This window comes from Streptomyces sp. NPDC048172, assembly GCF_043202595.1.
GTDB lineage: Bacteria > Actinomycetota > Actinomycetes > Streptomycetales > Streptomycetaceae > Streptomyces.
This window is the reverse complement of record NZ_JBIDAT010000001.1, coordinates 578,495-604,103: the sequence shown is the minus strand read 5'-3', so window position 1 is coordinate 604,103 and position 25,609 is coordinate 578,495. Positions and strand designations below refer to the sequence as shown.

The window sequence follows — 25,609 nt, the reverse complement described above, 5'->3', positions numbered from 1 at the left end:
TCGTCGTCACCGCGCGAGTCCGGACAGACGGGACGGCAGTTGGGTCCGGCGGCGGATGCCGAGTTTCCGGTAGGAACGGGTGAGGTGCTGTTCGACGGTGCTGACCGTGATGTAGAGCTGTCGCGCGATCTGCTCGTTCGTGGACCCCTGCGCCGCCAGCTCGGCCACGCGCCACTCGGCCGAGCTGAGCCTGCTGACCGGCAGGGCCGACACCCCCAGCGGCTCCGCCCCCTCCCCCGCGCCGGACGGCGCGGGGGGTGGTTCCGACAGGGGTGCCGCCGCACTGCGCTCGGCCAGCCGCCTGGCCCGTTCGGTATGACACCGGGCCTCGGCCACGTCACCCAGTAACTCGTGGACGCGGCCGAGATCGGCGAGCGTGTACGCCAGGTTCAGCGAATCGCCGCAGCGGTCCAGGATGTCCGCCGCCTTCAGGAGCACCGGCGGACGCTCGTCCAGCCGGAGGGTGGCCGCCAGGGCCCGGTAGGTCAGCCCACGGGTACGGGAGTCCCCGGAGCGGAGCATGGTGTGCTGCTCCACCACGAGGTCCTTCGCCTCGGCGGCGAGTCCCTTGCGCAGATAGGCGCGGGCGGCGTGGAGGCGCCAGGAGACCGCGGACGGGCAGTCGACGCCCCAGATCTTGAGCAGGTGTCCGCCCGCCAGGAAGTCCTGGAGGGCGGCGTCGTCGCAGCCGCGTGCGAGATGGAAGTGCCCCCGGGAGATCAGGTAGAACACCCCGCCCAGGGTCCCGAACGCGGCGCTGGGGATGGGGTAGTCGAGGTGGCTCTCGGCCTCCTCCATGTCCCCCATCGCCGTCGTGACGCCGATGAGGACCGCGAGCGGGACGACGACGGCCACTCCCCAGCTCTCACGCGGCATCAGGGCCAGCGCCGCGTGGGCCTGACGCTTGGCGTTCGCCAGGTCCCCGAGGCGGTGGTGGATCTCCGCGCGGGCCGCGCTGAACAGGGCGTTCCAGACGACCCCGTACCTCTCCCCGATGGAGGCGAGCAGGGCGTCGCACCACACCGCCGCATTGCCGAGGTTGTCGGAGAAGATCAGGGACGCGAGCGCGGCGAGCGTGGCGGCCGGGCTCGCGGCGCCGGGCACGGCCGCGCGCAGGACCACCTCGGCGGCGGGCAGCACCTCCTCCCCCCGCACGCCCCGCAGCGCGGCGGCCAGCGCCGCGGCGGCCTGATCGTCCGGCGTCCCGCGCCCGGCGGCCAGCAGCGGCACGTCCTCCAGCACGGGGGCCGAGGTGATGCCCGGGTACATGAGGGGGAGCCAGCGGCGCAGCTGCTCCACGTGTCCGGCAGTTCCGTCGTCCCCGCGGCCGTCGGCCGCCTTCGCGTGCATGCCGTCGAGGCGTGCCACCACCCGCGTCGCCTGCTCCACGTGACCGTTCCACAGCAGGCTCCGGACCACGGTGACCAACTGCCGGGCGGAGAGCCGCCCCTGCTCGGCGGCCACGCCGAGCTCGGGCAGGTACCGCCCGGCCCCCACGGGGTCGAAGCGGCACATGATGTCGGTGAGCCGTACGGCGATGCCCGTACGCTCCCGCTGGTCCGCGCACTCCTGGAACGCCCTCTCCAGATACCTGATGGCCAGTTCGTGGGAACCGCCCGCGAGGGCCTGGTCGGCGGCGTCGCGGAGCACCTGGGGCGCCCAGGGGACCGACTGGTCGACCCGCATCAGGTGGTCGGCCGTCACCAGCGCCGGAGCGCCCCCGTAGTGCAGCAGGCGGGCGGCGCGGTACCGCATGGCCTTACGGTCCCTGAGCGGCATGTTGCCGAGCACGGCCTCCCGTACGCTCGGCAGGCAGAGCAGCTCCCGGTCCAGCAGCCCGCCGACGCCCGGTGACGCGACGACGCGGCTGACGGTCTCCTGGTCCGTGCCGCAGAGGCGCGCGACGAGGGCCGTCGAGCAGTACTCGTCCAGGGCCGACATCGCCTGCGCGATCTCCAGCACGACGGGCTCGGCCCGGTAGAGGCAGCTCAGGACGGCCCGGCCGAAGGCGGGACCGGCCACGGGACGGTACGGGGCGGACGACAGCGCGACCCGGTCGGCGTTGTCCTCGGCCAGCGCGTGCACCAGCAGCGGCCGGCCGCCGCTGAGACGCCCGCACTCGGGGGCGATCAGGCGCGCCGTCTCGGTGTGGAAATACTCGACGAGCAGCCGCTCGACCCCTGCCTCCGACAGCGGTTCGAGGCCCAGCTGCGTGCACGTCGACCTTCGGAGCACGTCCGCCTGGAGCAGCCGGAGCACGCTCTCCCGGCCCATTCCGGGGCAGTAGGCCAGGGCGAGCAGTATCGGCGAGTCGCCCATGCGGCGCGTGAGCGCGAGGAGGTACTGCAGCGACTCGACGTCCATGAAATGGGCGTCGTCGATGCAGATGACCAGGAGGGGGCCGCTGGTCAGGGTCCGCAACGTGCCGTGCAGCATGTCGAGAACGGGCGAGGAGATCTCGCTGTGCGCGCCCGCGCCACCGGCGCTCTCCACCAGGGCGCGCGCCTCGCGTTGGGCACTGCCCGATAAGTACGTACGGCCGCGGAGCAGTTGGTCCATGGCACCGAGCGGCTGGCAGCTCTCGAAGCTCGTCGCGGTGGCCTCGATCACTGTCGCGCCCGCGTCGGCCGCGGCGTGCCGGAGGGAATCCAGGAGAGCGGTCTTTCCGCTCGCGAGCGGTCCGCCTATGGCGGCTATCCGGACGTGACCCATGGAACTCTCGGTACAGAGCTGGGCCAGCGTCTTCTCTTCATCTTCGCGTTCGAACAGCTTGTCCATCGATTTTCACCATCTCGGACCCAGGGGCAGGGGGGAGTAGTTCAGTGCCTGGAAAACGCACACGTCGTGTGTGTGAGATGTCGGTCAGGGGCCGGTACCCAGGTGGGCGACGCCGGGGAAGGGGGGATCGGCGTCGGCGCACCACTCACCCACGGGCGGCCGCGCGGGCAGGCGGCCAAGTCCCGACCGTCACCTCAGGACTTGGGCACCAGGACCGCACGCGGCCGGCCACGACGGCGTCCGTGCTCGGCACCACGCCGAACACGCCGGAGCCGGGGCAGGATGCGGGTACTCACCGGTCCGCGGAAGAGGGGGATCCGCGGCTACCGGGACTGTTTGACCGCTCGACCGCGGGGGTCGTGGTCCATGGCGTCGTCGCCGCCGGTCACCGGCACGGGTAACACGGACGCGCGACGTCGCGTCGGGGCCGTGTCCCGCCTCGGCCGGCGGGTGAAATCCTCCGTGGCCGCCGTCAATGCCATTGCCCGGCTCCGGCGGTGCGCAACGCGGCAAGGCGGTCACGCGCGCGGAACTGCGCCACCAGGAAGGAGAAGGAATTTCCGACGGCGCAGATTTCTGCGGGTTGCTCGACCAGTGCGAGAGGAGCACTCCGAGACAGTGGGAATCCGCCGGTTAACATCACTCGAATCATCATCAGTCCCCCGTTACAAGGAATGACTCGCAGGCAGTTGAGAGCCGAACCGGATGTATAGCAAGCCCGTTGCGACACGTCCAGCGCCGTGTCATGGCCGCTGGCGCGAACCGCCTCGATGATCAATAAACCCGGCTCCGCCGGAGGCAGATATCAGGACCACAACGGGCGCATTTTGATCAAGCGCCGCCGTCCCGCTCAAGACTCACGTCCCTCACTTGCCCCCTGTCACTCGCGCGACCGAACAGGAAGACGATAAGAAACACGGTTCACTCCGGTCAAGTGTTCACTAAACCTCCACCCTGGAGCTTTACCAGCACTTTAAGCGAAGCTGCATATTGCATTACCTTTCTTGGTCTGGTATTTGATGTTCGCCCGCCGGAGCGACAAAAGAGTCATGGCGCGACCAAGCTCGCATTTCAGGCCCCCGCAACTGCCCAGGAGAGTACAAGGGGACACTCCAGCACCCACCTGCCGTGCGGCACAGGCGGCGGACACCTCTCGCCTGGCCCATACCACTCCGCATTGTTCGCCCGTATTCTTGAAAGCAGAGCGCGGAAAATCGAGGCCATTTCGGCTTTCCTTTCCGCGGGCCTGTCGATGGCAATTCCGCAGGAATTCACCCCCGCGTCACGAGGCTCACCGCCGACGTGCGCCGCGCCCCGGCGGCCGGGCTCCCGGCCGGGCGGCCAGTCTCAGAGCCTTCTGAGATCCCGCGGCTAGCGTCGCGGCCATGGTGCGCGACTATCTGATCATCGGGGCCGGACCGGCCGGACTTCAGCTCGCCGCTTCACTGGACCGCGACGGACGCGACTACGTGGTCCTGGAGCGCGGAAGCGGACCGGGCACGTTCTTCACCACGTTTCCCAGACATCGGCAGTTGATATCGGTCAACAAGGTGCACACGGGCTACGACGATCCGGAGCTGCGGCTGCGGATGGACTGGAACTCGCTGCTCAGCGACGACCCGGAGCTGCTGTTCACCCGGTACAGCGAGGAGTACTTCCCCCGCGCCGAGGACATGGTGCGCTATCTGGCCGACTTCGCGGAACGCACCGGGGTCCGCGTCGAGTACGGCACCGAGGTCGTCCGCGTCTCCCGTACGGACGGCGCCTTCACCGTGCACGACAGCGGTGGCCGCACCTGGCAGGCCCGCCGGATCGTCGTGGCGACCGGCGTCTCCCGGCCCTACGTCCCCGCCGTCCCCGGCATCGGACTCGCCGAGCAGTACGCGGACTTCGACACCGACCCGGCGTCCTTCACCGGGCAGCGGGTGCTGGTCGTCGGCAAGGGCAACTCCGCGTTCGAGACCGCCGACGCGCTGCTGGCCAAGGCGGCGGTCATCCACGTCGCGGGCCCGCACTCGCTGAAGATGGCCTGGCGCACGCACTTCGTCGGCCATCTGCGCGCGGTGAACAACAACTTCCTCGACAGCTACCAGCTCAAGTCGCAGAACGCCGTGCTCGACGGCACCGTCGAGAACATCGAGAAGGACCCCGACGGCGGCTTCCGGGTGCTCTTCCGGTACGCCCGCACCGCGGAACGGCTGCGGGAGCTGCACTACGACCGGATCGTCTCCTGCACCGGCTTCCGCTTCGACGCCGACGTGTTCGACGAGAACTGCCGTCCCGCGCTCGTCATCGACGGCCGGTTCCCCGAGCAGACCCCCGCCTACGAATCGGTCGACGTCCCCGGCCTCCACTTCGCGGGCACGCTCACCCAGCAGCGCGACTTCAAGCAGGGCACCAACGGCTTCATCCACGGCTTCCGTTACGGCGCGCGTGCCCTGCACCGGATCCTCGGCGCCCGTCACCACGGCACGCCCTGGCCGTCGCGGCGGATCGACGCGACGCCGGAGGCCGTCGCCGACGCCGTCGTCGCCCGCGTGAACCGGTCCTCGGGGCTGTGGCAGCAGTTCGGCGTCCTCGGCGACGTGATCGACGTGGACGGCGGACAGGCCCGGTACCAGGAAGAGGTGCCGCTGGAGTACGCCACCGGGGGCGGGCTCGGCCCCGCCGCGCACCGGTTCGTCGTCGACCTGGAGTACGGCGTCGGGCACGACCACGTCGACCCGTTCGACGTCACCGTCCCGCGCGTCACCGAGAACGACGTCGAGCACGCCATGGACTCCAGCTATCTGCACCCCGTCGTCCGGTACTACCGCGACGGTCTCCTCACCGGCACCCACCACCTGGCGGAGAACCTGGAGAACGAGTGGGACATCCCGGCGGTGCACCAGCAACCGCTCGCCGCGTTCGTGAAGGAGAGCCTTGACTGAACAGTTTCCCGGGGACCTGCTCGATCTCCTCGAAGCGGCGGGCGACCGGCCGGTGTTCGAGCACACCGGCCGGTCGGTCACCGGTGCCCAGCTCCTCGCCTCCGTCCGACGGGTCACGGCCGGTCTGCGCGAGCGCGGTGTACGCCGCGGCGACGGGGTCGCCCTGCTGCTGGGCGTGAGCCCGGAGGCGTTCGCCGCCGTGATCGCCGCCCATGTCCTCGGCGCCCGCGTCGTCGGCGTACGGCCGGGCCTGACCGAGCGGCAGCGCGCGCACCTGCTGAGGGACGTCGACCACCGCGTCACGGACCAGGTCCGGGACAGCGGTCCGCCCGGCGCCGTACTCCCGCTCGGCGACCTGCTGTCGGCCCCCGACGACGGTCTCCGGCCGCGGGCCGAGGGCCGCCCCGGGGACGTCGCCCGGCTCCTCCACACCAGCGGCAGCACCGGCCTGCCCAAGGCGTGCGCCCAGACGTACGGGGCGATGACCGCGGCCTGGGCGCTCAGGCCCGCCGCCTGGCCACCGGCCGTCCGCGAACTCGCCGCGCGCCTGGACCGGTTCCTGGTCTTCGGCACCCTGGCGAGCCAGGTCATGATGGAGTACGGGCTGCTCACGCTCGCCGCGGGCGGCACCCTGGTGACCGCAGAGCCGCCCGCCTTCCCCGACGCGTTCGTCACGCACCGGGCGACCGCGAGCGTCATCACGGTGGCCCGCCTGCGGAAACTCGTGGCGAGCCAGCGCGACGCGCCCGTGGACCTCGGCTCGCTGCGCGCGCTGATGGTCTCCGGCTCCCCGCTGGAGCCCAGGGCGCTGACCGAGGCCGCGGAAGTGCTGGGCCCCGTCGTCTTCCACGGGTACGGCCAGACCGAGACCGGCATGATCTCCATGGCCACGCCCGACGCCGAGCCGGGCTCGCTGGGTGTGCCGCCCGTCGAGCTGGAGGTACGCGACGGCACCGGCGGCCCCGTACCGCCCGGCGCCGAGGGCGAGCTCTACGCGCGGACCGCGGCGCAGGCCGTCGGCTACTGGCGCGAACCCGCGCTCACCGCCGAGGTGTTCACCGGCGGCGGCTGGGTACGCACCCGCGATCTCGGCCGGATCGACGCCGAGGGGCGGCTGTGGCTCACCGGGCGGACCCGCGACGTGATCATCGTCAACGCCAACGTGCACTACGCGGGCCCGGTGGAACAGGCGCTCGCCGCGCACCCCTCGGTCGCCGAGGCGTATGTCGTCGCCGTCCCCGACGAGGACACGGGCGAGGCGGTGCACGCCTTCGTGGTGCCCGCCCCTGGTCACGTCCCGGCCCTCGGGGCGCTGCGTGCGGCGGTCGCGGAACGGCTGGGTGAGGCGAGCGCCCCGACCCGCCTCACCCTCATCGAAGAGGTCCCGCTCACCCCCACCGGCAAGCCGGACAAACGGCGCCTCGCCGCGGGGTGAGTCATGCTCGCCCTCACCTCAGGGCTGGGCAGGGGCTGCCCCGTACTGTGCGTTGCAGACTGCGGCTGTTTCGTGGCTGAGCGCGCAGTTCCCCGCGCCCCTGACGGGGCGCTCCGAGGAGCGCCGCGTACCTCTAGGGGCGCGGGGAACTGCGCGACAAGCCACGACGCAGCCGCAGTCTGCAACGAACGGCACGGGGCAGCCCCTGCCCAGTAGCCACCGCAGAGGGCGACCACGAGCCGCCGGACACGGCGTCTAGCTCCGGACCACGACGGACGGGGCCGGAGCCTCCCTCCGGTCGATCCACGCCAGCAGCGGTGTCGCCATGACCGTGGTGACGATGGCGACCACGACCAGGGCGCTGAAGAGCGCCTGTGTCACGATGCCCGCCGCCAGGCCGAGGTTGAGCGCGATCAGCTGCATCAGGCCGCGGGCGTTCATCAGCGCGCCCACCCGCAGCGCCACCGCGCCCGGTTCGCCCGCCGCCCGCGCCGCGAGCCAGCAGGCGCCGAACTTGCCGACGACCGCGACGACCACGCAGCCCGCCGTGAACAGCAGCACCGGGCCGTCGCCCAGCAGCGTGAAGTCGGTGTTCAGCCCCGAGTAGGTGAAGAACAGGGGCAGGAAGAGCGTCCCCACCGGCTTGAGGGTCTCGACCGTGCGGTCCAGCTGCTCCGAGCGCGGGAAGACCAGCCCCAGGCTGAAGGCGCCGAAGACCGCGTACAGCCCGATCTCGTCCGTGTACCAGGCCACCAGGAAGAGCGCCCCGATCAGGACGAGCAGCAGACTCTCCGGCGTGGCCCGGTCGGCGAGGAGCGTGGTGCGGCCGTGCAGGCGTACGACCACCGCCATGGCCACGACGAGACCGAGGCCGCCCACGACGGCCAGCGACACCAGTCCGGCGCTGCCGCTGGCCAGGGCGAACACCCCCGCGAGCAGGATCCACGCGACCACGTCGTCGACCGCGCCCGCGCCCAGCGACAGGGCGCCGTGCCGGGTGTCGGTCAGGCCGCGTTCGGAGATGATCCGGGCCAGCATGGGGAAGGCCGTCACGGCCAGCGCGACCCCGACGAACAGGGCCGACACCGACATCGGCACGTCGTCGGCCAGCGCGCCGGTCCGCTCGCCGACGGTGACGACCAGGAGGACGCCCAGCGCCACCGGCAGCAGCACTCCGGCCGCGGAGACCAGCCCGGCGGACCGGGCGATCCCGGCCAGCCGGTCCACCCGGAACTCCCAGCCGACGCGGAACATGAACGCCACCAGGCCGATCTGCCCCACCACGTACAGGACCGGGCGGAGGTCCTGCGGGAAGAGGCCGGACTCCACGCCCGGCAGCAGGGCGCCGAGCACCGACGGGCCGAGCACCACGCCCGCGAGCATCTCGCCGACGACCGGCGGCTGTCCGACCATGAGCAGGAGGCGGCTCACCGCCTTGCAGACGACCAGGATGACCACGACGGCGAGGAAGAACGCGGGGCCGAGTTCGGCGGGTGTCATCGGGGACCGCCTTCCGTGTGGGCGACCGGGCAGCGCCCGGCCGGACGCTTCTCGAAGTGCCGCCCGGCCAGCCGCAGCCGCCGGGCGTGCAGCACCATGACCGTGCCGAGCACGAGCTGCCGTACGCCCCGGGTGACGTCCTCCACGCCGTCCCGCAGCGCGACGAACCGGCGCAGCGCGGCGAGCCGGGGCACCCGCCCCGCGGGCCCGGGCGTGAGGGCGTGCGGGATCAGCAGGCAGGGCCCGCGGTGCGGGTTGGACCGGGTGTGCGAGGCCGTGGAGTCCAGCCGGTGGCGGCCCAGGACCTCACGGACCGCGGCGCGCAGCACCAGCGGGGAGAGCCGCCAGGCGGGGCAGGGCCGGTTGGCCGCCATGCCGTACGGGATGTGGTGGACGTCCTTGGCGGAGAGGGAGGCCCAGCGGCCCGGGTCGAACTCGTCGGCGCGTTCGTAGCCGGTGGCGTGGTACTCGGGGTAGCTGAAGCACACCACGGAGCCGGACGGCAGCGTCGTCCCCTCGTCGAGCGGGATCTCGCCGGTGGTGATGCGGTGCGCGATGCCGAACAGCGGGTACAGCCGCATCGTCTCGTCGAGCACGTGCGTGAGGTACTGGTCGTCGTCGGGCTCGTCCCGCAGCCGGTCCTGCGTCTCCGGGTGGCGGGCCAGGGCCAGCAGCACGTGCGCGGTCGCCTCGGAGAGCTGCACCACGGCCGTGTTGAAGAACGTGCCCTGGAGGTAGTGGACCCGCTCCGTGAGCGAGAGCGAGGCGGGCAGCTCGTGCGGCACGTCACCGGCGGCGACCCGGTCGCGCAGATACGCCGTCAGCCGCGCGCGGCGCCTCGGGTGCCGCAGTCCGGTGCACTTCAGGGCGTTGATGACATCGGCGGCGTGGTCCGTGATCAGTTTCCGGGCGCGCGGCGGGCACGGCTCCTGGAAGACCGTCTCGTAGCAGAACTCGGCCCAGGCGGGCATCACCAGGTCGCGCAGCCGCACCAGGCTGATCCTGTCCCCGGGCAGCGTGTCCAGGACGCGCGCCATGGCGCGGGCGGCCGCCGCCGCCAGCTCCGTGGAGCCGCCCGCGAGCATCCGCCGCGTCACGGCGGCCACCTCCTCGTACCGTTCGCCCGGTTCGAGGTGCTCCTGGTGCACCTCGGGGCCCGGCGCGAGCCAGTACCAGAACAGGTCGGAGAGACCGGCGCCCTCGCTGCGCCCGTTCGCGGCCGGGTGCGCGTACACCCGCTCGAACACCTCGGGCCCGTACGCGCCTCCGGGCAGCGTCACGACCTGGTCGCCGTTGACCTTCTCGAAGAGGCGGACGCGCAGTGCGACGACACCGCGCGGCAGCCACCAGGTGTCCGAGCCCGCCCGCTTCGTTCCGCTGCTCACCATCCGCCGCTCACCACGTTCCGTCCTCCCGTACGGCCATGTCCCTGGTCAGATCGGTGTTCCGGCGCCCTCCGCAGAGGGCGAGCGTGTGGTCGTACTCCTCGCGCAGGCCCGCCAGTACGGCGCGCACCCCGGCCTCGCCCTCGGCGGCCAGGCCCCACATCACCGGGCGTCCCACGCCGACGGCCGCCGCGCCGAGGGCGAGCGCCACGGCGATGTCGCTGCCGCGGCGCACCCCGCCGTCCATCAGGACCGGCACCCGGCCCGCGACGGCGGCCACCACCGCGGGCAGACAGTCCACGGCGGCGGGGACGGCGTCGCTCTGGCGGCCGCCGTGGTTGGAGACGATCACCCCGGCCGCGCCGTGCTCGACGGCGAGCCGCGCGTCCGCCGGGTGCAGAACTCCCTTGAGCAGCACGGGAAGCGGGGTCCCGCGCACGACGGCCGCCACGTCCGGCCAGGAGAGCGCCGGAGACATGGGGATGTCGGTGAGCGCGCCGGGCGGGGCACCGGGCAGGTCCCGCATGTTCTCGGCGGCGTAGCCCGGCGGCAGGTCGGTGAAGCCGTTGCGCAGGTCCCTGGAGCGACGGCCGAACACCGGGGAGTCGACGGTGAGTACGAGCGCCGTGCACCCGGCGTCCTCGGCCCGCCGCACCAGCGCCGTGGTGACCTCGGCACGGGGGTGCGCGTAGAGCTGGAACCACACGGCCGCCTCCGGTGCCGTCCCGTGCGCCGCCGCGACGACGTCCGCGACCGCCGTGGTCGAGGCGGCGCCCGTGACCAGCACGGCGCCCTCGGCCGCCGCTGCGCGGGCCGTGGCCCGCTCGCCGCCCTCGTGCATCAGCCGGTGGAACGCGGTCGGCGCGGCCACGACCGGCGCCGCGCCCGGCGCGCCCGGCAGGTCGACGCGGGTGTCCCGCGCCGCGGCGCCGGTCAGCACCCTCGGCAGCAGCCGGTAGCGGTCGAAAGCGCGCTCGTTGTCCGCGAGGACCCGTTCCTCTCCGGCGCCGCCCGCCACGTAGTCGTAATGGGCCGGGTCGAGCGTCGCGCGGGCCGCGTCGTGGAGGGCGCGCAGGGCCCTCACGGTGCTGCTGGGGTGGTCCGGTGGGCGGCGAAGAAGGCGCGCAGCGGCGCCCGGTGGACCTCCTCGCTGTCCCACTCGTTCTCCAGGTTCTCCGTGAGGTGGTGCTCGGCTACGCACTCGCCCTCGCCCTCGCGGTACCAGCGCACGACCGGGTGGAGATAGCGGCCGTCCAGGCCGTGCGTGTCCTGCTGGGAGTTGCGGCGTGCCGTGACGTCGAAGGGGTCCACGCGGTCGTGGTCCTCGCCGTACTCCAGGGTGATCACCGCGTGCGCGGCGAGCGCCCCGAAGTCCCCGGCGCGCACCGCGTCCGGCACGTGGCGGACCGGGACCTCCTCGGCGTACCGGGCCGTGCCGTCCGGGGCGAGGAGCAGGACGTCGCCGAGGACGGCGAACTGCTGCCACAGCGCGGAGGAGCGGTTGACGCGGGTGATGACCGCGTCGACGGCCCGCTCAGGGTCGCTCCCGAGCTCCGTCACCGGCCACGGCTCGCCGTGATGGCGCTGCCGCAGCGTGCGGTGCAGGGCGCGGACCGTGTAGCGGAAGCCGTGGATGAAGCCGGTCGTGGACTTCTTGAAGTCGGGGCCCTGCATGAGCGTTCCGGCGAAGTACAGGCCGGGCACGTTCACCGACTCGCTCACGGGGGTCAGGTCGGGGAAGCGGCCGTCGACGATCGTCTCCGGGGCGCAGGTGTCGTCGAAGACCGAGGTGTCCAGCCGGAAGCCGGTCGCGACGATCACCCGGTCGTAGCGCAGCTCCTTGACGACCTCGTCGACCCGCTCGAAGGAGACCGGTACGCGGAAGCCGTCGGTCTCCTTGCGGATCTCCACCACCCGGCCGTCGAGCAGCGCGTTCTGCGACTTGAGCTGGTAGCTGTCGAGGAAGTTGTTGTTGACCGCGCGCAGATGGCCGACGTAGTGGGTCTGCCAGGCCAGCCGCAGCGAACCGGAGCCGACGACATGGATGACGGCCGCCGTCTCCATCAGGCTGTCGGCCGTCTCGAACGCGGAGTTGCCGCGCCCGATGATCAGTACGCGCTGCCCGGTGAAGGACTCCGGGTCGGTGTCGAACGTGTCGTAGCGTTCGGCGAGTTCGATGCCGGGGATCGCGGGGATGTGGGCCCGGGACATGCCGGTGGCGACCACCACGCGGCGGGCCCGCAGCGGGGAGCCGGAGTCGTCGGTGACGGTGAAACCCTCCTCGTCCCGGCTGATCCGCTCGACCTCGGTGCCGTACCGGACGCGCACCCCGGTGCGTGCGGCGTAGTCCGCGAGGTAGCGGAGCAGGTCGTCGGCGGGTGGGAAGTAGCGCGGGCTGTACCGGGTGAACAGCAGCTCCGGGTCGTCGCTGAGGATCGAGTTCCAGTCCATCCGCAGCCGCAGCTCCGGATCGTCGTAACCGGTGTGCACCTTGTTGGTCGAGATGAGTTGGCGGTGCCGGGGGAACCGGGTGAAGAAGGTGCCCGGGCCGCTGCCGCGTTCCAGGACGACGTAGTCCGCGCCGTCACGCTCCAACGAGGCGGCGAGTTGCAGTCCCGCGGGCCCCGCGCCGATGATCACGTAGTCGTGCGCCATGGCCGGGAAGCTATCCACCGGATTTCAGAGGGCTCTGAGATTCCCCGCCTACGTTCCCACCCGTGCCCACCACCACAGGAACCGCCCCGTCCGCCGTTCCGTCCGCCGTCCCGCTCACCGGCCCCCTGAGCGCCGCGGCGCTGCGCCGTGCGGCCACGCCGCTCACCGTCACCGTCGACGACGAGGCCCGGGACCGCGTGGAGCGCGGCCGTCGTCTCTTCACCTCGCTGCGCCACGGCGAGGGCGGCGAGGACCGCGCCATCTACGGCGCCACCACCGGCTTCGGCGCCCTCGTCGGCTACGCGGGCCGCGCCGACGCGGCCGACCAGTGCGACAACACGCTCGCCCACCTCGGCGCCGGGCAGGGCCCGGACCTGCCGCCGGAGATCGTCCGTGCGGCGCTGCTGCTGCGCACCTGGTCGCTGGCGCAGGGCCGCTCGGGGGTGTCGGCCGAGGTCGTCGAGCGGCTCGCCGCGATGTTCGCCACCACCTTCACCCCGGCCGTGCCCCGCTACGGTTCCGTCGGCGCCAGCGGCGACCTCGTCCCGCTCGCCTACGCCACCCAGGCCCTGCGCGGCCGGGGCCACGCCTACCTCGACGGGCGCCGGACACCGGCCGCCGAGGCGCTGGCCGCCGCCGGACTGAGCCCGCTCGCCCTGGACGGGCGGGACGCGCTCGCCCTGGTCAACGGCACCTCGGTGACCACCGCTGCCCTCGCCCTCGCCCTCGACTCCGTACGCGCCGCGCACCGCGCGCTCGGCGATCTCACCTGCCTGCTGGCCGATCTCCTCGGCTGCGACCCCGGCTTCCTCGACGCGGACCTGCTGCGCGCGTACGGCCATGCCGGAGCCGCCGACGTCGGTACGCGCATGCGCGAGGCCCTCGACGGCACCACGCCCTCGGGGAGCAGGCCGCTCCAGGAGCCGTACAGCATCCGCTGCTCCCCGCACCTCCTCGGGGCCGCCGAGGACGCGCTGCGGTACGTGGACGGCGTGGTCGCCGCCGACCTCGGCGGCATCAGCGACAACCCGCTCTTCTTCCCCGGCCCCGGCCCCGGCCCCGACGGCGAAAGCAATGGTGCCGGTACGGGAAAGGTGGTGCACGGCGGCAACTTCTTCGGGCAGCCCGCGGCCTTCGCCGCCGACCTCCTCGCCTCCGTCACAGCCCAGCTCGGCAATCTCGCCGAACGCCAGCTGGACCTGCTGGTGGACCCGGCACGCAACGGCGGGCTGCCACCGATGCTCGCCACCGTGCCCGGCGCCCAGCACGGGCTGCAGGGCGTGCAGCTCGCCACCACCGCGTGCGTCGCGGAGATCCGCCGCACCGCGGCCCCGGCCGCCATGCAGAGCCTGCCGACCAACCTCCACAACCAGGACGTCGTCCCGTTCGGCACCCAGGCGGCGCTGCGCGCCTACGACAACGCCGAACTGCTCGCCCTGCTCGCCGGTTCGCTCGCGGTCGGCCTGCGCCAGGCCGTCCACGTAGGAGCCCGGCGGCCCACGGCGCCGCGCTGCGCGGAACTCCTGGACGCCCTCGCGGAGACGGTCCCGCCGGTCGACCCGGACCGTCCCCTGGACGCGGACGTACGCGCCGCCGCGCGCCTGCTCGTCACGCCCGGCCGGAACCGGCCCTGACCGGGAGCGCCACGTCCTGCGTGGCCGGGGCCGCGCAGCGCGGGAGGCTCATGGTGAAGCGCGCGCCGAGCCCGGGACGGCCCTCGGCGGTGACCGTACCGCCGTGGCCCGTGACCACCTCCCGCAGCAGCGCCAGGCCCAGCCCGTACCGGCCGCCGTCCCCGCCGTGGTGGAACCGCTCGAACAGCCGCTCCGCCTCGGCCGGGCCGAAGCCGGGACCGGTGTCCGCGACCGTCAGCTCCACCGTGGCCCCCGTGGCGCCGACCGTCACCTCGATCGCGCCGCCCTGCGGGGTGTGGCGGATGGCGTTGGACAGCAGCTCGCCGACGGCACGGCGCAGCGCCGTCTCCGCTCCCGCGACGAACACGGCGGGCTCCGGGCCGTCCACGGTGACGGTGAGACCGGCGTCGCCGACCCGCTCGGTCTCCTCGGCGGCCACCGCCCTGGCCAGCTCCGCCAGATCGACGGGGCGGCGCTCCGAGGGCCGCGCCGGACCGGCCGTCAGGCCCGCCGAGAGCAGCAGGTCGTCGAGGACCTCGCCCAACTGCCGCACCGAGCCGACCAGCCGGGCTAGCCCGTCCCGGTGCGCCGGGGGCAGGTCCTGCGCGGCCGCCTGCCGGGACAGCACCTGCGCCCGGGTGTAGGCGCGGGTGACCGGGGTGCGCAGCTCGTGGCTGGCGTCGGCGACGAACCGGCGCTGCCGGGCCAGCGCTTCGGCCAGCGGAGCCACGGACAGCCGTCCGAGGACAGCGCCGGTGACCACCGCCGCGATCAGGCCGAGCAGTTCGGCGACGCCCAGCGCGAACCACAGATGGGTGCGGTCGGCGAGCTGGAACCGCATGTCGAACACGGCCTGCACGACGGTCCCGTCGTCGCGGGCCTGGGTGCGCACCCGGTAGGTCGTGCCGTTGTCGCGCACCGTGCGCTCGACCGGCTCCGCGCCGCCGCGCACCCGCCTCAGGTCGTGCAGGAGGGGGAAGCCCTCGGGTGCGTTGGCGAGCGGCTCCGCACCGCGCGCGAACAGCCAGGCGCAGGCCGGCGGCCTCGCGAGGTCACCGCGCGAGGCGGCGTAGCGCACCTCCCGCGAGACCTGCTCGTCCTGCGCGTGCGCCATCACCGTGTCCGCGACCAGGCCGACGAGGGTGATGAGCAGCGTGATGATCCCGGCGGTGATGACGGCGATGCGCAGCCGCGCCCGGCGCACCGTGTCCTCCTCCGCGCGCTGCCGGGAGCGCCGCGCAGCACCCCACCTCGCAGCGCCCCACCTCACAGCGCCCCCAGCCGGTACCCCAGCCCGCGGACCGTACGCACCACCTGCCGCCCGAGTTTGCGGCGCAGGTAGTACACGTAGGTGTCGACGATGGACGAGGCGGGCGTCTCCTGGAAGACCAGGCGGCGCAGTTCGGCGCGGGAGTACACGGTCTTGGGCCGGGAGGCGAGCGCCCACAGCAGCGCGAACTCCCGCGCCGCGAGCGGGACCCGCTCGCCGTCGGGCAGCTCGACCTCGCGGGGGCCGACGTAGAGGTGGCCCGAGCCGATCCGCAGCACGTCGGTGACGTCGAGGGTCCGGCGGCACAGGGCCCGCAGCCGGGCGCCCAGCTCGTCCAGGTCGAACGGCTTGACCAGATAGTCGTCGGCGCCCGCGTCCAGGCCGTCGACCCGGTCGTGCACGGTGCCCATCGCGGTCAGCATCAGCACCGGCGTGCGCACCGCGCGGGAGCGCAGCTGGCCGAGCAGGTCCAGGCCGTCCAGCACCGGCAGGCGCCGGTCCACGACGAGGACGTCGTAGCGCCGGGTGAGACTGAGGTGCAGGCCCCGCTGCCCGTCGGTCGCGGCGTCCACCGCGTACCCCTCGGCACCGAGCACTCCGGAGAGCATCCCGACCAGCTCCCGGTCGTCCTCGACCAGCAGGAGCCGCCAAGGGTCCTGGGTGTGTCCCTGCGTCACCGTCCGACTCCTCTCACCGCCCAGAGCGCACGCTAGCGTCGGCCGGTCCTCTGGTGTATCGCTCAACAACTCCTGTCCGGTTCTGTATCCACGGCCTCGGCGCCGCCCGAGACCATGGCCGGTGACGGCACCGCGAGCACCGGCCGATGGCCGAAATCAGTCACGCCCGGCCGGCTCTTCATGTCCCCGCTACGCCGAACTACGCCGACCAGTTCGGGTCCCTGCCCAGCATGGCCAGGAGCCGGTCCAGCGGCCGGTCGCCGGCCGGCTCCGGGCGTCCGGGCCCGAAGGAAGCGCCGGGCTCGCGCCGGTTCGGCCCGTCCGGCACCTCCCGCGCGTACGGCAGGACGGCGGCGAGCGTCTCGTCGTCGAAGGGGGCGGGCACGCCCAGGGACGCGGCGACGTCCCAGCCGTGCACGACGTAGTCGACGAAGTGGAAGCCGAGGGCCGTGCGGGCCGGGAACAGCTGGCCGCCGCGCACCTCCGGCAGCCAGAACTCGCCGTCGAGCACGCCCTCGCGGGCGAACGCCTCGGTGACCCGCGCCGACGAGGCCCGGAAGGCCCCCGCCGGATCGTGGTCGATCTCCCGGTCGGCCCAGTGGGAGGCGTCGCTCACCTCGCCGTCGGCGGCGGCCGCGAAGCCGTGGTTCTGACCGGTCATGTGGGCCAGGAGCTGCCGCAGCGACCACTGGGCACAGGGCGTCGGCAGGCCGAGGTGCACGGGCTCGACCTGGTCGACGAGCGTCTCGGTGACCTCCAGGGCACGGCGGTCGAGGGGACGGATGTCTGTCATCGCACTCACTCTCTCTACGAGTTTCTGGTACGGCGTCGGCATCGGCTCCGGCGTCGGCGTCAGGCCGCGAAGGCGTCCGTGCCGGTGAGTTCGGCGGAGAGCGCCCACAGGCGGGCCGCCCGGGCCGGGTCGAGCGCGTAGTCGCGCACCCCGGACCAGCCCTCGTCGCTCGTCGTGAGCTCGGCGAGGTCGCAGTCCTCGCAGTAGGCGCCGCCCAGGTCGGCCAGGAGCGGGGAGGTCGCCGCCCAGACGGAGGTCGCGGCGCCCTGCTCGGGGGTCTTGAAGCCGGGGTGGACGACGTGCCCGTGTGCGTCGGTCCAGCCCTTGGCGACCATGTCCGCCGGGTCGAGGTGACGCTGGAGCGGGGTGAGGACGGCGCCGGGGTGGAGGGAGAAGGCCCGCACCCCGGAGTCCCGGCCCAGCGCGTCGAGGTGCGCGGCGAACAGGACGTTGGCGGTCTTCGCCTGCCCGTAGGCCTGCCACCTGTCGTAACCGCGCGTGAAGTGGAGGTCGTCCCACCGCACGTCGGAGAGTTGGTGACCGGCGGAGGAGACGGCGACGACGCGCGCTCCGGGGGCGAGCGCGGGCCAGAGGCGGTTGACGAGCGCGTGGTGGCCGAGGTGGTTGACGGCGAACTGCGCCTCCCAGCCGGGGCCGACCCGCCGCTCGGGGCAGGCCATGACACCGGCGTTGGTGATGACGAGGTCGACGCGGCGGCCGGTGCCGAGGAAGCGCTCGGTGAAGCCGCGCACGCTGTCCAGGTCGGCGAGGTCGAGCGCGTCGACCTCCACGCCGTCGACACCGGCGACAGCCTCCCGCGCCGCGGCGCGGCGCCGGGCGGGGACGACGACGTGTGCCCCGGCGCGGGCGAGCGCGCGCGTGACCTCCAGGCCGAGGCCCGAGTATCCGCCGGTGACGAGGGCGAGCTTGCCCGAGAGATCGATCCCGTCCAGGACGTCGTCGGCCGTGCTGCGGGCGCCGAACCCCGAACTGATCCTGCGCTGAGGTGTTTCCATGGCGCGCACGCTAGGACCTGGACCGCGGTCTAGGTCCAGGTCAACGCCGTAACCTGGGCGCCATGGTTCACCGCGAGCAGGAGCTGGGCATCGGCGACGTCGCGGAACGCACCGGCCTGAGCGTGCACACACTGCGGCTCTACGAACGCGAGGGGCTCCTCATCGAGCCGGTACGGCGGAGCTCGGGCGGCCACCGCGTGTACACCGAGCCGGACGTGGAGTGGCTGATCAACTGCACCAGGTTCCGGGCCTCCGGGATGCCGCTCGCCACCATCCGGCGCTACGTCGAACTCGCCCGCCAGGGCCCGGGGAACGAGGCCGAGCGGCTGGAGATCCTGCGTCGGCACGAGCGGCGGATCGCCGAGCGCGTCGACGAACTCACCGCGTGCCTGGGCCTGATCAGGCGGAAGGTCGGGGTGTACGAGGAACTCGTGGCGGACGGCGTCACCGAGGACCCGTGGACCCCCCGCCCACCACGCGCCACGTAGGGCTCCGCGCCCCGGACAAGACGGCGGCCGACGACGACGGCGGCGGCGGCGGCGGAAACCGCGGCCCGTGGTCCCGCCGTCCCTGGGGCAGGGGAGGTGAGACGTGTGCCGGAGGTGGAGGGCGAGGGCGAGGACGAGGTCGTCGCGCCCGGGCGGCGGACGCTCGGCGTGGTCCTGCCCGCCGTCGCCGCGGGGGCGGTGTACGGGTGGGCCGCCTGGTCGTTCGGGAGTGCGTCCGCGCCGTCCGGCGCGGTCGCGGTGGGCGGTGCGGCGGCCCTGCTGGGCTGCGCCCTGGTGGCGTACCTCCGGCTCGTCCGCGGAGCGGCGGGGTGCTTCGGGGCGCTGGCGCTGGGCGCCGCGCTGCTGCTGTCCGTGGCCGCCGCGGACCGTACGGCCGTCCGCGACGACGTCGTCACCTGCGTCATCCGCGAGGTCAGGGACGAGAAGCAGAAGGGGTTCGGCGACGGCGACGTGGAGATCACCGTCCACCACCACACGCTGCGCTGCCCCGGGGGCGCCCCGGAGACCCTGACGCGGCGCGAACGGCTCGGCTCCGAGGGCGAGAAGGTCGAGGTGGCCCTCGACTCCGCGCGCCGGGTGGCCCCCGTGGTGGACGGCGAGTCCTCTCCGTGGCCGTTCGCCGTGCCCGCCGTGCTCCTCCTGGCCGCCGCGACGGCGGGGGCGGCACGGCCACGGCGGCTGGCAGGATGACCGGCATGGCGGAGGGAACGGGCAGGCGGCTGCTGGTGGTCGACGACGAACCGGCGATCGTGGACGTGCTGGCGACGTCGCTGCGTTTCCTCGGTTACGAGGTGGACGAGGCCACCGACGGCCGCGCGGCGCTGGCGGCGGTGCGCGCGCACGAGCACGACCTGGTGCTGCTCGACGTGATGCTCCCCGACGTGGACGGCTTCGAGGTCGTGCGGCGGCTGCGCGCGGGCGGGGCGCGGGTGCCGGTGGTGTTCCTGACGGCGCGGGAGAGCGGCGAGGACGTGGTCGGCGGGCTGGACCTGGGCGCGGACGACTACATCACCAAGCCGTTCCGGCTGGCGGAGGTCGCGGCCAGGGTGCGCGCCGTGCTGCGCCGCGCCGACGGCCCCGGAGCGTACGGCCGCGGCGCGCACGGGGACGGTGCGGTGCTGCGCTGCGCGGACCTGGAGATGGACACCGGGACGTACGAGGTGCGGCGGGCCGGGCGGCTGGTGGAGCTGTCGCCGACCGAGTACCGGCTGCTGCGGCACCTGCTGTCCAACGCCGGGCAGGTGCTCACGCGTGAGCAGCTGCTGGAGCACGTGTGGGACTACGGCGAGGGCGACGCCGCCGTGCTGAAGTCCTACATCTCCTACCTGCGCCGGAAGGTCGACTCCCTCGGCCCGCCGCTGATCCACACCCGTCGCGGCATCGGCTACCTGCTGCGCGCCCCGGACGGGGACTGAGCGGTGCCGGTCCCGGTCCCCCTGCCCCGCTCGCTGCGCGGACGGCTGCTGCTCGCGCTGCTGGCGCTGGCCGCCGTGGTGCTGGTGGCGCTGGCCGCCGTCGTCCACTCGGCGCTGCGCGGCTATCTCGTGGACCGTACGGACACCGCGCTGAAGGGCGTGCGGGGGCGCGTGGTCACGCAGGTGCAGGGCGGGCTGCCGCCCGCGCGGGGGCTGGCGGCGGACGCGCGGATGCTGGGCACCTCGGAGTACTTCATCGAGATCCGGCGGCCCGGCGGCACCGTCACGCCGCTGGTGCCGGGGCTGCGCGACCCGGACGACGCGCCGCCGCGGCTTCCCGTGCCGCTGCGGGAGGCGGCGGGCTCGCCCGTCACCGTCCCCGCCGTCGGCGGGGGCGGCCCCGACTACCGGCTGCTCACCCGCCCGCTGCCGGGCCCGCGCGGCACCCTGGTGGTCGCCGTGCCGCTGACGTCCGTCGACGCGACGCTCCGACGGCTGCTGCTCGTCGAGGGCGCCGCCACGGCGGGGAGCCTGGCGCTGCTCGCCGGGGCCGGGCTGTGGATCGTACGGCGCGGGCTCAGGCCGCTGGAGTCCATGGCGCGCGACGCCGACGCCATCGCGGCGGGGCAGAGCGCGCACCGGGTGCGGCCCGCCGACGAGGCGAGCGAGGTGGGGCGGCTGGGCCTGGCGCTCAACACGATGCTGGACGGTCAGGAGGCCACCCAGCTGCGGCTGCGGCAGTTCGTCGCGGACGCCTCGCACGAGCTGCGGACGCCGGTCACCGTGATCCTCGGCTACGCCGACCTGCACCACCAGGGCGCGCTCACCGGGGACGAGCAGCGCGGCAGGGCGATGGACGGCATCACCGGCGAGGCCCTGCGGATGCGCGCGCTCGTCGACGACCTGCTGCTCCTGGCGCGGCTCGACACGGCCCGCGCGCCCGAGCGCGACCGCGTCGATCTGGGCGAGGTCGCGCGGACGGCGGTGGAGGCCGCCCGCGCCGTGGACCCGGCACGCGCGCTCGCGCTGGAGGCGGAGCCGGGCGCGGTGGTGGAGGGGGACGGCGAGCAGCTGAGGCAGGTGGTGGACAACCTGCTGGCGAACGTACGGGCGCACACGCCGGAGGGCACGGGAGCGCGCGTACGGGTGGCGGTGCGCGAGGGCGTGGCCGTGCTGGAGGTCGCGGACGAGGGACCGGGGATCCCCGCCGCCTCCCTGCCGAAGGTCTTCGACCGCTTCTACCGCGCGGACCGCTCGCGCAGCGGCGACGGCAGCGGCCTGGGGCTCGCGATCGTCGCGGCGGTGGCGGCGGCGCACCGCGGCCGGGTGGAGATGCGGAGCGCCCCGGGGCAGGGCACCTCGGTCACGGTGCTGCTGCCGCTGGTCTAGGTTCTGCCGACTTTGCGGAGTTCCCATGCGACGCCCACCGAACTCCAACCTTCGCCTGTGAGCCTCTCCGGATGGACATGGGAAGCAGGATGCCGGGGGAGCGCTTTCCGCGGGGGACGCGGGGCCGGGCGGCGATCGGGGTGGCGCTGGTCGCCGTCCTCGCGCTGGTGGCCTGCGGGCTCGCCGCCGAGCGGTACGGATGGGCCGGGTTCGGGGCCGACGGGGACGGCGCGGGCACCGGGGGGAAGCGGAAGCCCAACGTCGTGATGATCATGACGGACGACCAGTGGCTGGAGTCCGTGCGCGTGATGGACCGCACGCGCGAGATCTTCGGGGACGAGGGAGTGACGTTCGAGAACTACTACCCCTCGATGCCGATCTGCTGCCCCTCCCGCTCGACCTTCCTGACCGGCCAGTTCGCCCACAACAACGGAGTGCGGCACAACTCGACGCCGCTGGGCGGCTACGCGAAGCTCAAGACCGAGGAGACCCTGCCGGTCTGGATGCGGCGGGCCGGGTACGCGACCTCGCACATCGGCAAGTACCCGAACGGCTACGGCAAGAAGGACCCCGAGGAGGTGCCGCCCGGCTGGGACGAGTGGCGCGGCTCGGTGGACCCGACCACGTACCGGATGTGGGGGTACCGGCTCAACGAGAACGGCAAGCTCAAGACGTACGGGAACCCGCGCGACGAGGACCCGGACCTCTACCAGACGGACGTGTACCGCGACAAAGCCGCGGACTTCATCAAGCGCAAGTCGGCGCAGGACAAGCCGTTCTTCCTGGACGTGGCGTTCCTGGCGCCGCACGGCGAGCTGCTCGGGAAGAAGGGTGGCAAGAAGAAGGGGCCCGGCAAGGGGCCCAGGGGTGGCGAGGCCGACAGGCCGCAGGTCGGGCCCGCCCCGCGGCCCGCGCCGCGGCACAAGGGAAAGTTCGCCGACGAGCCGCTGCCCAGGATGCCCGCGTACGGCGAGGAGGACATGAGCGACAAGCCCGCCTTCCTCCGCGACTACCCGAAGCTGGGCGACGACGCGGAGACGCGGCGGGAGATCACCGCGAGCTACCGGGGCCGCCTGGAGTCCCTGCTCGCCGTGGACGAGGCCGTCGGGAAGCTCGTGTCGACACTGCGCGAGGCGGGACAGCTCGACAACACCTACCTGGTCTTCGCCGCCGACAACGGCTTCTTCTTCGGCCAGCACAACGTCCCCACCGGCAAGTTCCTCCCGCACGAGGCCTCCGGGCACGTGCCGATGATGATCCGCGGGCCGGGGATCGAGGGGGGCACGCCCTCGCGCGCGATGAGCAGCAACGTCGACCTCGCCGCGACCATCACCGACATCGGCGGCGCGAAACCGGGGCTCACGCTCGACGGGCGGTCCCTGCTGCCGTACGCGCGCGATCCGCGCCGCACCACCGACCGGCCGGTACTCCACGAGGGGGCCGAGGGCGCGCGGCCCACGCCGATCCCCGAGAAGGGCGGCCCGGCGAAGGGGGCCGACGCCTGGTCCGGCAGGCGCGCGGCGGCGGGCGACCTGGACCAGGACGGCGAGGCGTCGCCCCGCAGGACCCGGAAGCGGAAGCCGAAGCACGGCGAGCCGTACACCGCCGCGTACGAGTCCCTCCGTACGGAGCGCTATCTGTACGTGCGCTACACCAGGGGCGGCAGGGAGCTCTACGACCTCAAGACCGATCCGTACGAGCTGGACTCGAAGCACGACGACCCCGCGTACGCGGACGTGCGGAAGGGGCTGGAGAAGGCGCTCGGCACGCTCCAGGGGTGCAAGGGTGACGCGTGCAACAAGGACCTCGGCGAGCTGCCCGAGCCCAAGGGGTGAGCGCCCTGGTCCCGCTGTCCGGAATTTGACGACACCGGCGTCCGGATAGCACCCTTCCCTGCTGATCTGCGCACCGAGCGGCCCACCGGCCGCGGTCCCGCGCGTCCCCCCTCAGCAAGGAACCTCATGCCGACTTCCCCTGCCCGTACCGCCGTGCCCACGGACGGCGAGCACGCCGCGGACGACGACGAAGGGGGCCATACGGCGCCCGGGAAACGGGAGCGCACCGACATACCGGTGCTCGCCGTGAGCGGCGGGCTGCTCACCGTGTTCGTCCTGGCCGCGCTGATCGCGCCCACGGCGACGGGTGACGCCGTGAACACGGTCTTCACCTTCGCCGCGCGGTGGTTCGGCCCGATGTGGCAGGTGCTGCTGCTCGCGACGTTCGCCGTCGCGCTGTGGCTGGGCTTCTCCCGGTACGGGAAGGTACGGCTCGGGGGCGCCGGGGCGCGCCCGGAGTACGGCAGGTTCCAGTGGGTCGCGATGATCATGTCGACGCTGCTCGCGGGCGGCGGCGTCTTCTTCGCGGCGGGCGAGCCCGTCCAGCACTACGTCGACACGCCGCCCTTCTACGACGGCGTGAAGGGCGGCACCCAGGAGGCGGCGAACGCGGCGCTCTCCCAGAGCTTCGCGCACTGGGGCTTCCTCGCCTGGGCCGTCCTCGGCACGCTCGCCTCGATCGTGATGATCCGGGGCCAGGAGCGCGGCATGCCGCTGCGCCCGCGGACGCTGCTGTACCCGTTCCTCGGCGAGCGCGTCCGGCACTCCAAGCTGGGCGCGGCGGTGGACATCGTCTGCGTCATCGCCGTGGTCGCCGGGACCGTCGGCCCGATCGGCTTCCTCGGCCTCCAGGTCTCCTACGGGCTCTCCGAGGTGTTCGGCATCTCCGGCGGCTACCCGGTGCAGCTCGGCGTCATCGTCCTGCTGACCGTCGTCGCCGTCCTCTCCGTCGCCAGCGGCGTCGACCGCGGCATCCAGTTCTTCAGCAAGGCCAACGTCTGGCTCGCGGTCGCCCTGATGGCCGTCTTCCTGGTGCTGGGCTCGCTCGGCTTCGTGCTCGACTCGTTCCTCGGCGGCTTCGGCCAGTACGTGCGCGACTTCGTGCCGCTGGCCCTCAACCGGGGCGACCACGGCTGGCTCGGCTCCTGGACCGTCTTCTTCTTCGGCTGGTTCCTCGGCTACGGGCCGCTGATGTCCATCTTCGTGGCCCGCATCTCCAAGGGCCGCACCCTGCGCGACCTCGTGGTTTCCACGGCGCTCATCCCGCCGCTGGCCACCATGTTCTGGTTCACCGTGTTCGGCGGCACCGGCATCTTCCTGGAGCAGCGCAGCCCCGGCGCGATCTCGGGCCCGCTCAAGTCCGTCGGCATGGACGCCGCGGTCATCTCCATGGCGCAGCGCCTCCCGATGGGCGCGGTGGTCGCCGTCGCGCTGCTCCTGCTGACGATCACGTTCGTGGTGACGACCACCGACTCGATGTCGTACAGCATCGCCGCCGCGGGCACGAAGTCCGGCGAGCCGACGCGCGCCGTACGGTCGTTCTGGGCCCTGCTGATGGGCTCGGCCGCCGCGGTACTGATCCTGGTCGGCGACGGCGGCATCACCGCCCTGCAGTCCTTCATCGTCGTCACGGCGGTCCCGGTGGGCTTCATCATGCTCCCCACCCTGTGGACGGCACCCCGCGTGGCCCGCGAGATGGCCCTGGAACAGGGCGTCGTCACCTGAGCCCTGGCCGGCCGGCGGGGGCGCGCGGCCACGCGGGCGTTCGTCAGGAACCGATCGGCGGGAAGCGGAGCGTGCGGTCGGCGTCCGCGCAGTGCGAGTTGGCCGTGTCGGCCGTCTCCTTCTGCTTCGCCTCGCTGGGCGCCGCGCCCTCGCCCCTGGCGTGCGCGACGGCCCAGCCCTCGTACTTCGCGATCTGCAGACCGAGGTAGCCGTCCTCCATCTTCGAGCGGCGCAGGTCCTGCGTGTCCTTCTGCCACTTCGTGACGGCGTCCTCGTCCTTGTCCTCGGGCAGCTGCCCCGCCTGGTCGACGATCTTCTGGGCCAGGGCGCAGTCGGCCGCCGACGCCTGGCTCGCCCCGTCGCGCTGCTGCCACACGTAGGCGCCGCCCGCGACGGCCGCCGCGAGGACCACTGCCGCGACGACGCCCAGCACCCGGACGTACCGGCCGCCGCGCGGTGCCTTCGGTCCGTTCTCGGCCTCGGTGGGGATGGCGGGCATCGGGATCCTCCGGAGAATCGTCGGTGAGCGCCGGTCGGCGCCCTCGGCAATCCTTGCCGCGGAGGGTGTTCCGGCGCGTCGCACGCGGACACGACTCCCGCGCCGGGGCCCGTACGACCGGGGTCGTACGGGGAGCGGCGTCCGGGTCCTCCACCGGTACAACG

The 25,609-nt window shown here is 73.3% G+C and carries 19 protein-coding genes; 9 read left to right on the top strand and 10 right to left on the bottom strand.

Going from position 1 to position 25,609, the window contains the following annotated elements; all coding sequences use genetic code 11:
• Positions 1–6 precede the first annotated feature (6 nt).
• Positions 7–2,778, bottom strand: a complete 2,772-nt coding sequence (locus tag ACGF3A_RS02860; RefSeq protein ID WP_393725086.1) for an AAA family ATPase — start codon at positions 2,776–2,778, stop codon at positions 7–9.
• A 1,385-nt stretch (positions 2,779–4,163) separates the two neighbouring features.
• Between ACGF3A_RS02860 and ACGF3A_RS02855 the strand changes: the two genes are divergently transcribed.
• Both ACGF3A_RS02855 and ACGF3A_RS02850 read left to right on the top strand, forming a co-directional pair.
• Positions 4,164–5,708 (top strand): NAD(P)-binding domain-containing protein, encoded by a 1,545-nt coding sequence (locus ACGF3A_RS02855; RefSeq protein WP_393725084.1) that lies wholly within the window; start codon positions 4,164–4,166, stop codon positions 5,706–5,708.
• The gene (locus tag ACGF3A_RS02850; RefSeq protein ID WP_393725082.1) at positions 5,701–7,143 is read left to right on the top strand and encodes a class I adenylate-forming enzyme family protein; all 1,443 of its coding nucleotides are present in this window, start codon (positions 5,701–5,703) and stop codon (positions 7,141–7,143) included. Before ACGF3A_RS02855 ends, ACGF3A_RS02850 begins: the two co-directional genes overlap by 8 nt.
• A gap of 255 nt (positions 7,144–7,398) precedes the next feature.
• On the opposite strand, the gene ACGF3A_RS02845 is transcribed toward ACGF3A_RS02850, so the two are convergent.
• From ACGF3A_RS02845 to ACGF3A_RS02830, 4 genes are read right to left on the bottom strand one after another with little or no spacing between them, the layout of a single operon-like run.
• Positions 7,399–8,643: a cation:proton antiporter gene (locus ACGF3A_RS02845; protein WP_393725080.1), complete on the bottom strand. Its 1,245-nt coding sequence runs from the start codon at positions 8,641–8,643 to the stop codon at positions 7,399–7,401.
• Positions 8,640–10,031 (bottom strand): cytochrome P450, encoded by a 1,392-nt coding sequence (locus ACGF3A_RS02840; RefSeq protein ID WP_393725078.1) that lies wholly within the window; start codon positions 10,029–10,031, stop codon positions 8,640–8,642. The genes ACGF3A_RS02845 and ACGF3A_RS02840 overlap by 4 nt, the downstream gene beginning before the upstream one ends.
• A gap of 7 nt (positions 10,032–10,038) precedes the next feature.
• Complete coding sequence (locus ACGF3A_RS02835; protein WP_393725077.1) at positions 10,039–11,112, bottom strand: alpha-hydroxy acid oxidase; 1,074 nt, start codon at positions 11,110–11,112, stop codon at positions 10,039–10,041.
• Positions 11,109–12,683, bottom strand: a complete 1,575-nt coding sequence (locus ACGF3A_RS02830; RefSeq protein ID WP_393725075.1) for an FAD-dependent oxidoreductase — start codon at positions 12,681–12,683, stop codon at positions 11,109–11,111. Before ACGF3A_RS02830 ends, ACGF3A_RS02835 begins: the two co-directional genes overlap by 4 nt.
• A 62-nt stretch (positions 12,684–12,745) precedes the next feature.
• Here ACGF3A_RS02830 and hutH point away from each other — a divergent pair, with 62 nt between their 5' ends.
• Positions 12,746–14,317, top strand: coding sequence for a histidine ammonia-lyase (hutH, locus tag ACGF3A_RS02825; protein ID WP_393725073.1), 1,572 nt, complete (start codon positions 12,746–12,748; stop codon positions 14,315–14,317).
• On the opposite strand, the gene ACGF3A_RS02820 is transcribed toward hutH, so the two are convergent.
• From ACGF3A_RS02820 to ACGF3A_RS02805, 4 genes are all read right to left on the bottom strand, one after another.
• The gene (locus ACGF3A_RS02820) at positions 14,292–15,521 is read right to left on the bottom strand and encodes a sensor histidine kinase (RefSeq protein ID WP_393725072.1); all 1,230 of its coding nucleotides are present in this window, start codon (positions 15,519–15,521) and stop codon (positions 14,292–14,294) included. The genes hutH and ACGF3A_RS02820 overlap by 26 nt on opposite strands.
• 62 nt (positions 15,522–15,583) lie before the next feature.
• Positions 15,584–16,264 (bottom strand): response regulator transcription factor, encoded by a 681-nt coding sequence (locus ACGF3A_RS02815; RefSeq protein WP_393725070.1) that lies wholly within the window; start codon positions 16,262–16,264, stop codon positions 15,584–15,586.
• Positions 16,265–16,463: 199 nt separating this feature from the next.
• The gene (locus ACGF3A_RS02810) at positions 16,464–17,057 is read right to left on the bottom strand and encodes a TIGR03086 family metal-binding protein (protein WP_393725069.1); all 594 of its coding nucleotides are present in this window, start codon (positions 17,055–17,057) and stop codon (positions 16,464–16,466) included.
• Positions 17,058–17,116: 59 nt separating this feature from the next.
• A complete protein-coding gene (locus ACGF3A_RS02805) occupies positions 17,117–18,073 on the bottom strand; it encodes an SDR family NAD(P)-dependent oxidoreductase (protein WP_393725067.1) in 957 nt (318 codons plus the stop codon).
• A 62-nt stretch (positions 18,074–18,135) separates the two neighbouring features.
• Between ACGF3A_RS02805 and ACGF3A_RS02800 the strand changes: the two genes are divergently transcribed.
• The 6 genes from ACGF3A_RS02800 to ACGF3A_RS02775 all read left to right on the top strand — a co-directional run bounded on the left by ACGF3A_RS02800 (position 18,136) and on the right by ACGF3A_RS02775 (position 24,946).
• A complete protein-coding gene (locus ACGF3A_RS02800; protein WP_393725065.1) occupies positions 18,136–18,561 on the top strand; it encodes a MerR family transcriptional regulator in 426 nt (141 codons plus the stop codon).
• Between the two features lie 105 nt (positions 18,562–18,666).
• A complete protein-coding gene (locus ACGF3A_RS02795) occupies positions 18,667–19,272 on the top strand; it encodes a hypothetical protein (RefSeq protein ID WP_393725063.1) in 606 nt (201 codons plus the stop codon).
• Positions 19,273–19,277: 5 nt separating this feature from the next.
• Positions 19,278–19,997, top strand: coding sequence for a response regulator transcription factor (locus tag ACGF3A_RS02790; protein WP_393725062.1), 720 nt, complete (start codon positions 19,278–19,280; stop codon positions 19,995–19,997).
• Between the two features lie 3 nt (positions 19,998–20,000).
• On the top strand, positions 20,001–21,386 hold the full coding sequence (locus tag ACGF3A_RS02785; RefSeq protein WP_393725060.1) for a sensor histidine kinase: 1,386 nt from the start codon (positions 20,001–20,003) through the stop codon (positions 21,384–21,386).
• Between the two features lie 71 nt (positions 21,387–21,457).
• Entirely contained in the window at positions 21,458–23,221 is a 1,764-nt protein-coding gene (locus ACGF3A_RS02780) for a sulfatase (protein ID WP_393725059.1), read from the top strand.
• A 126-nt stretch (positions 23,222–23,347) separates the two neighbouring features.
• Positions 23,348–24,946 (top strand): BCCT family transporter, encoded by a 1,599-nt coding sequence (locus tag ACGF3A_RS02775; protein WP_393725057.1) that lies wholly within the window; start codon positions 23,348–23,350, stop codon positions 24,944–24,946.
• A gap of 43 nt (positions 24,947–24,989) precedes the next feature.
• On the opposite strand, the gene ACGF3A_RS02770 is transcribed toward ACGF3A_RS02775, so the two are convergent.
• On the bottom strand, positions 24,990–25,445 hold the full coding sequence (locus tag ACGF3A_RS02770; RefSeq protein ID WP_393725055.1) for a hypothetical protein: 456 nt from the start codon (positions 25,443–25,445) through the stop codon (positions 24,990–24,992).
• Between the last annotated feature and the right edge of the window lie 164 nt (positions 25,446–25,609).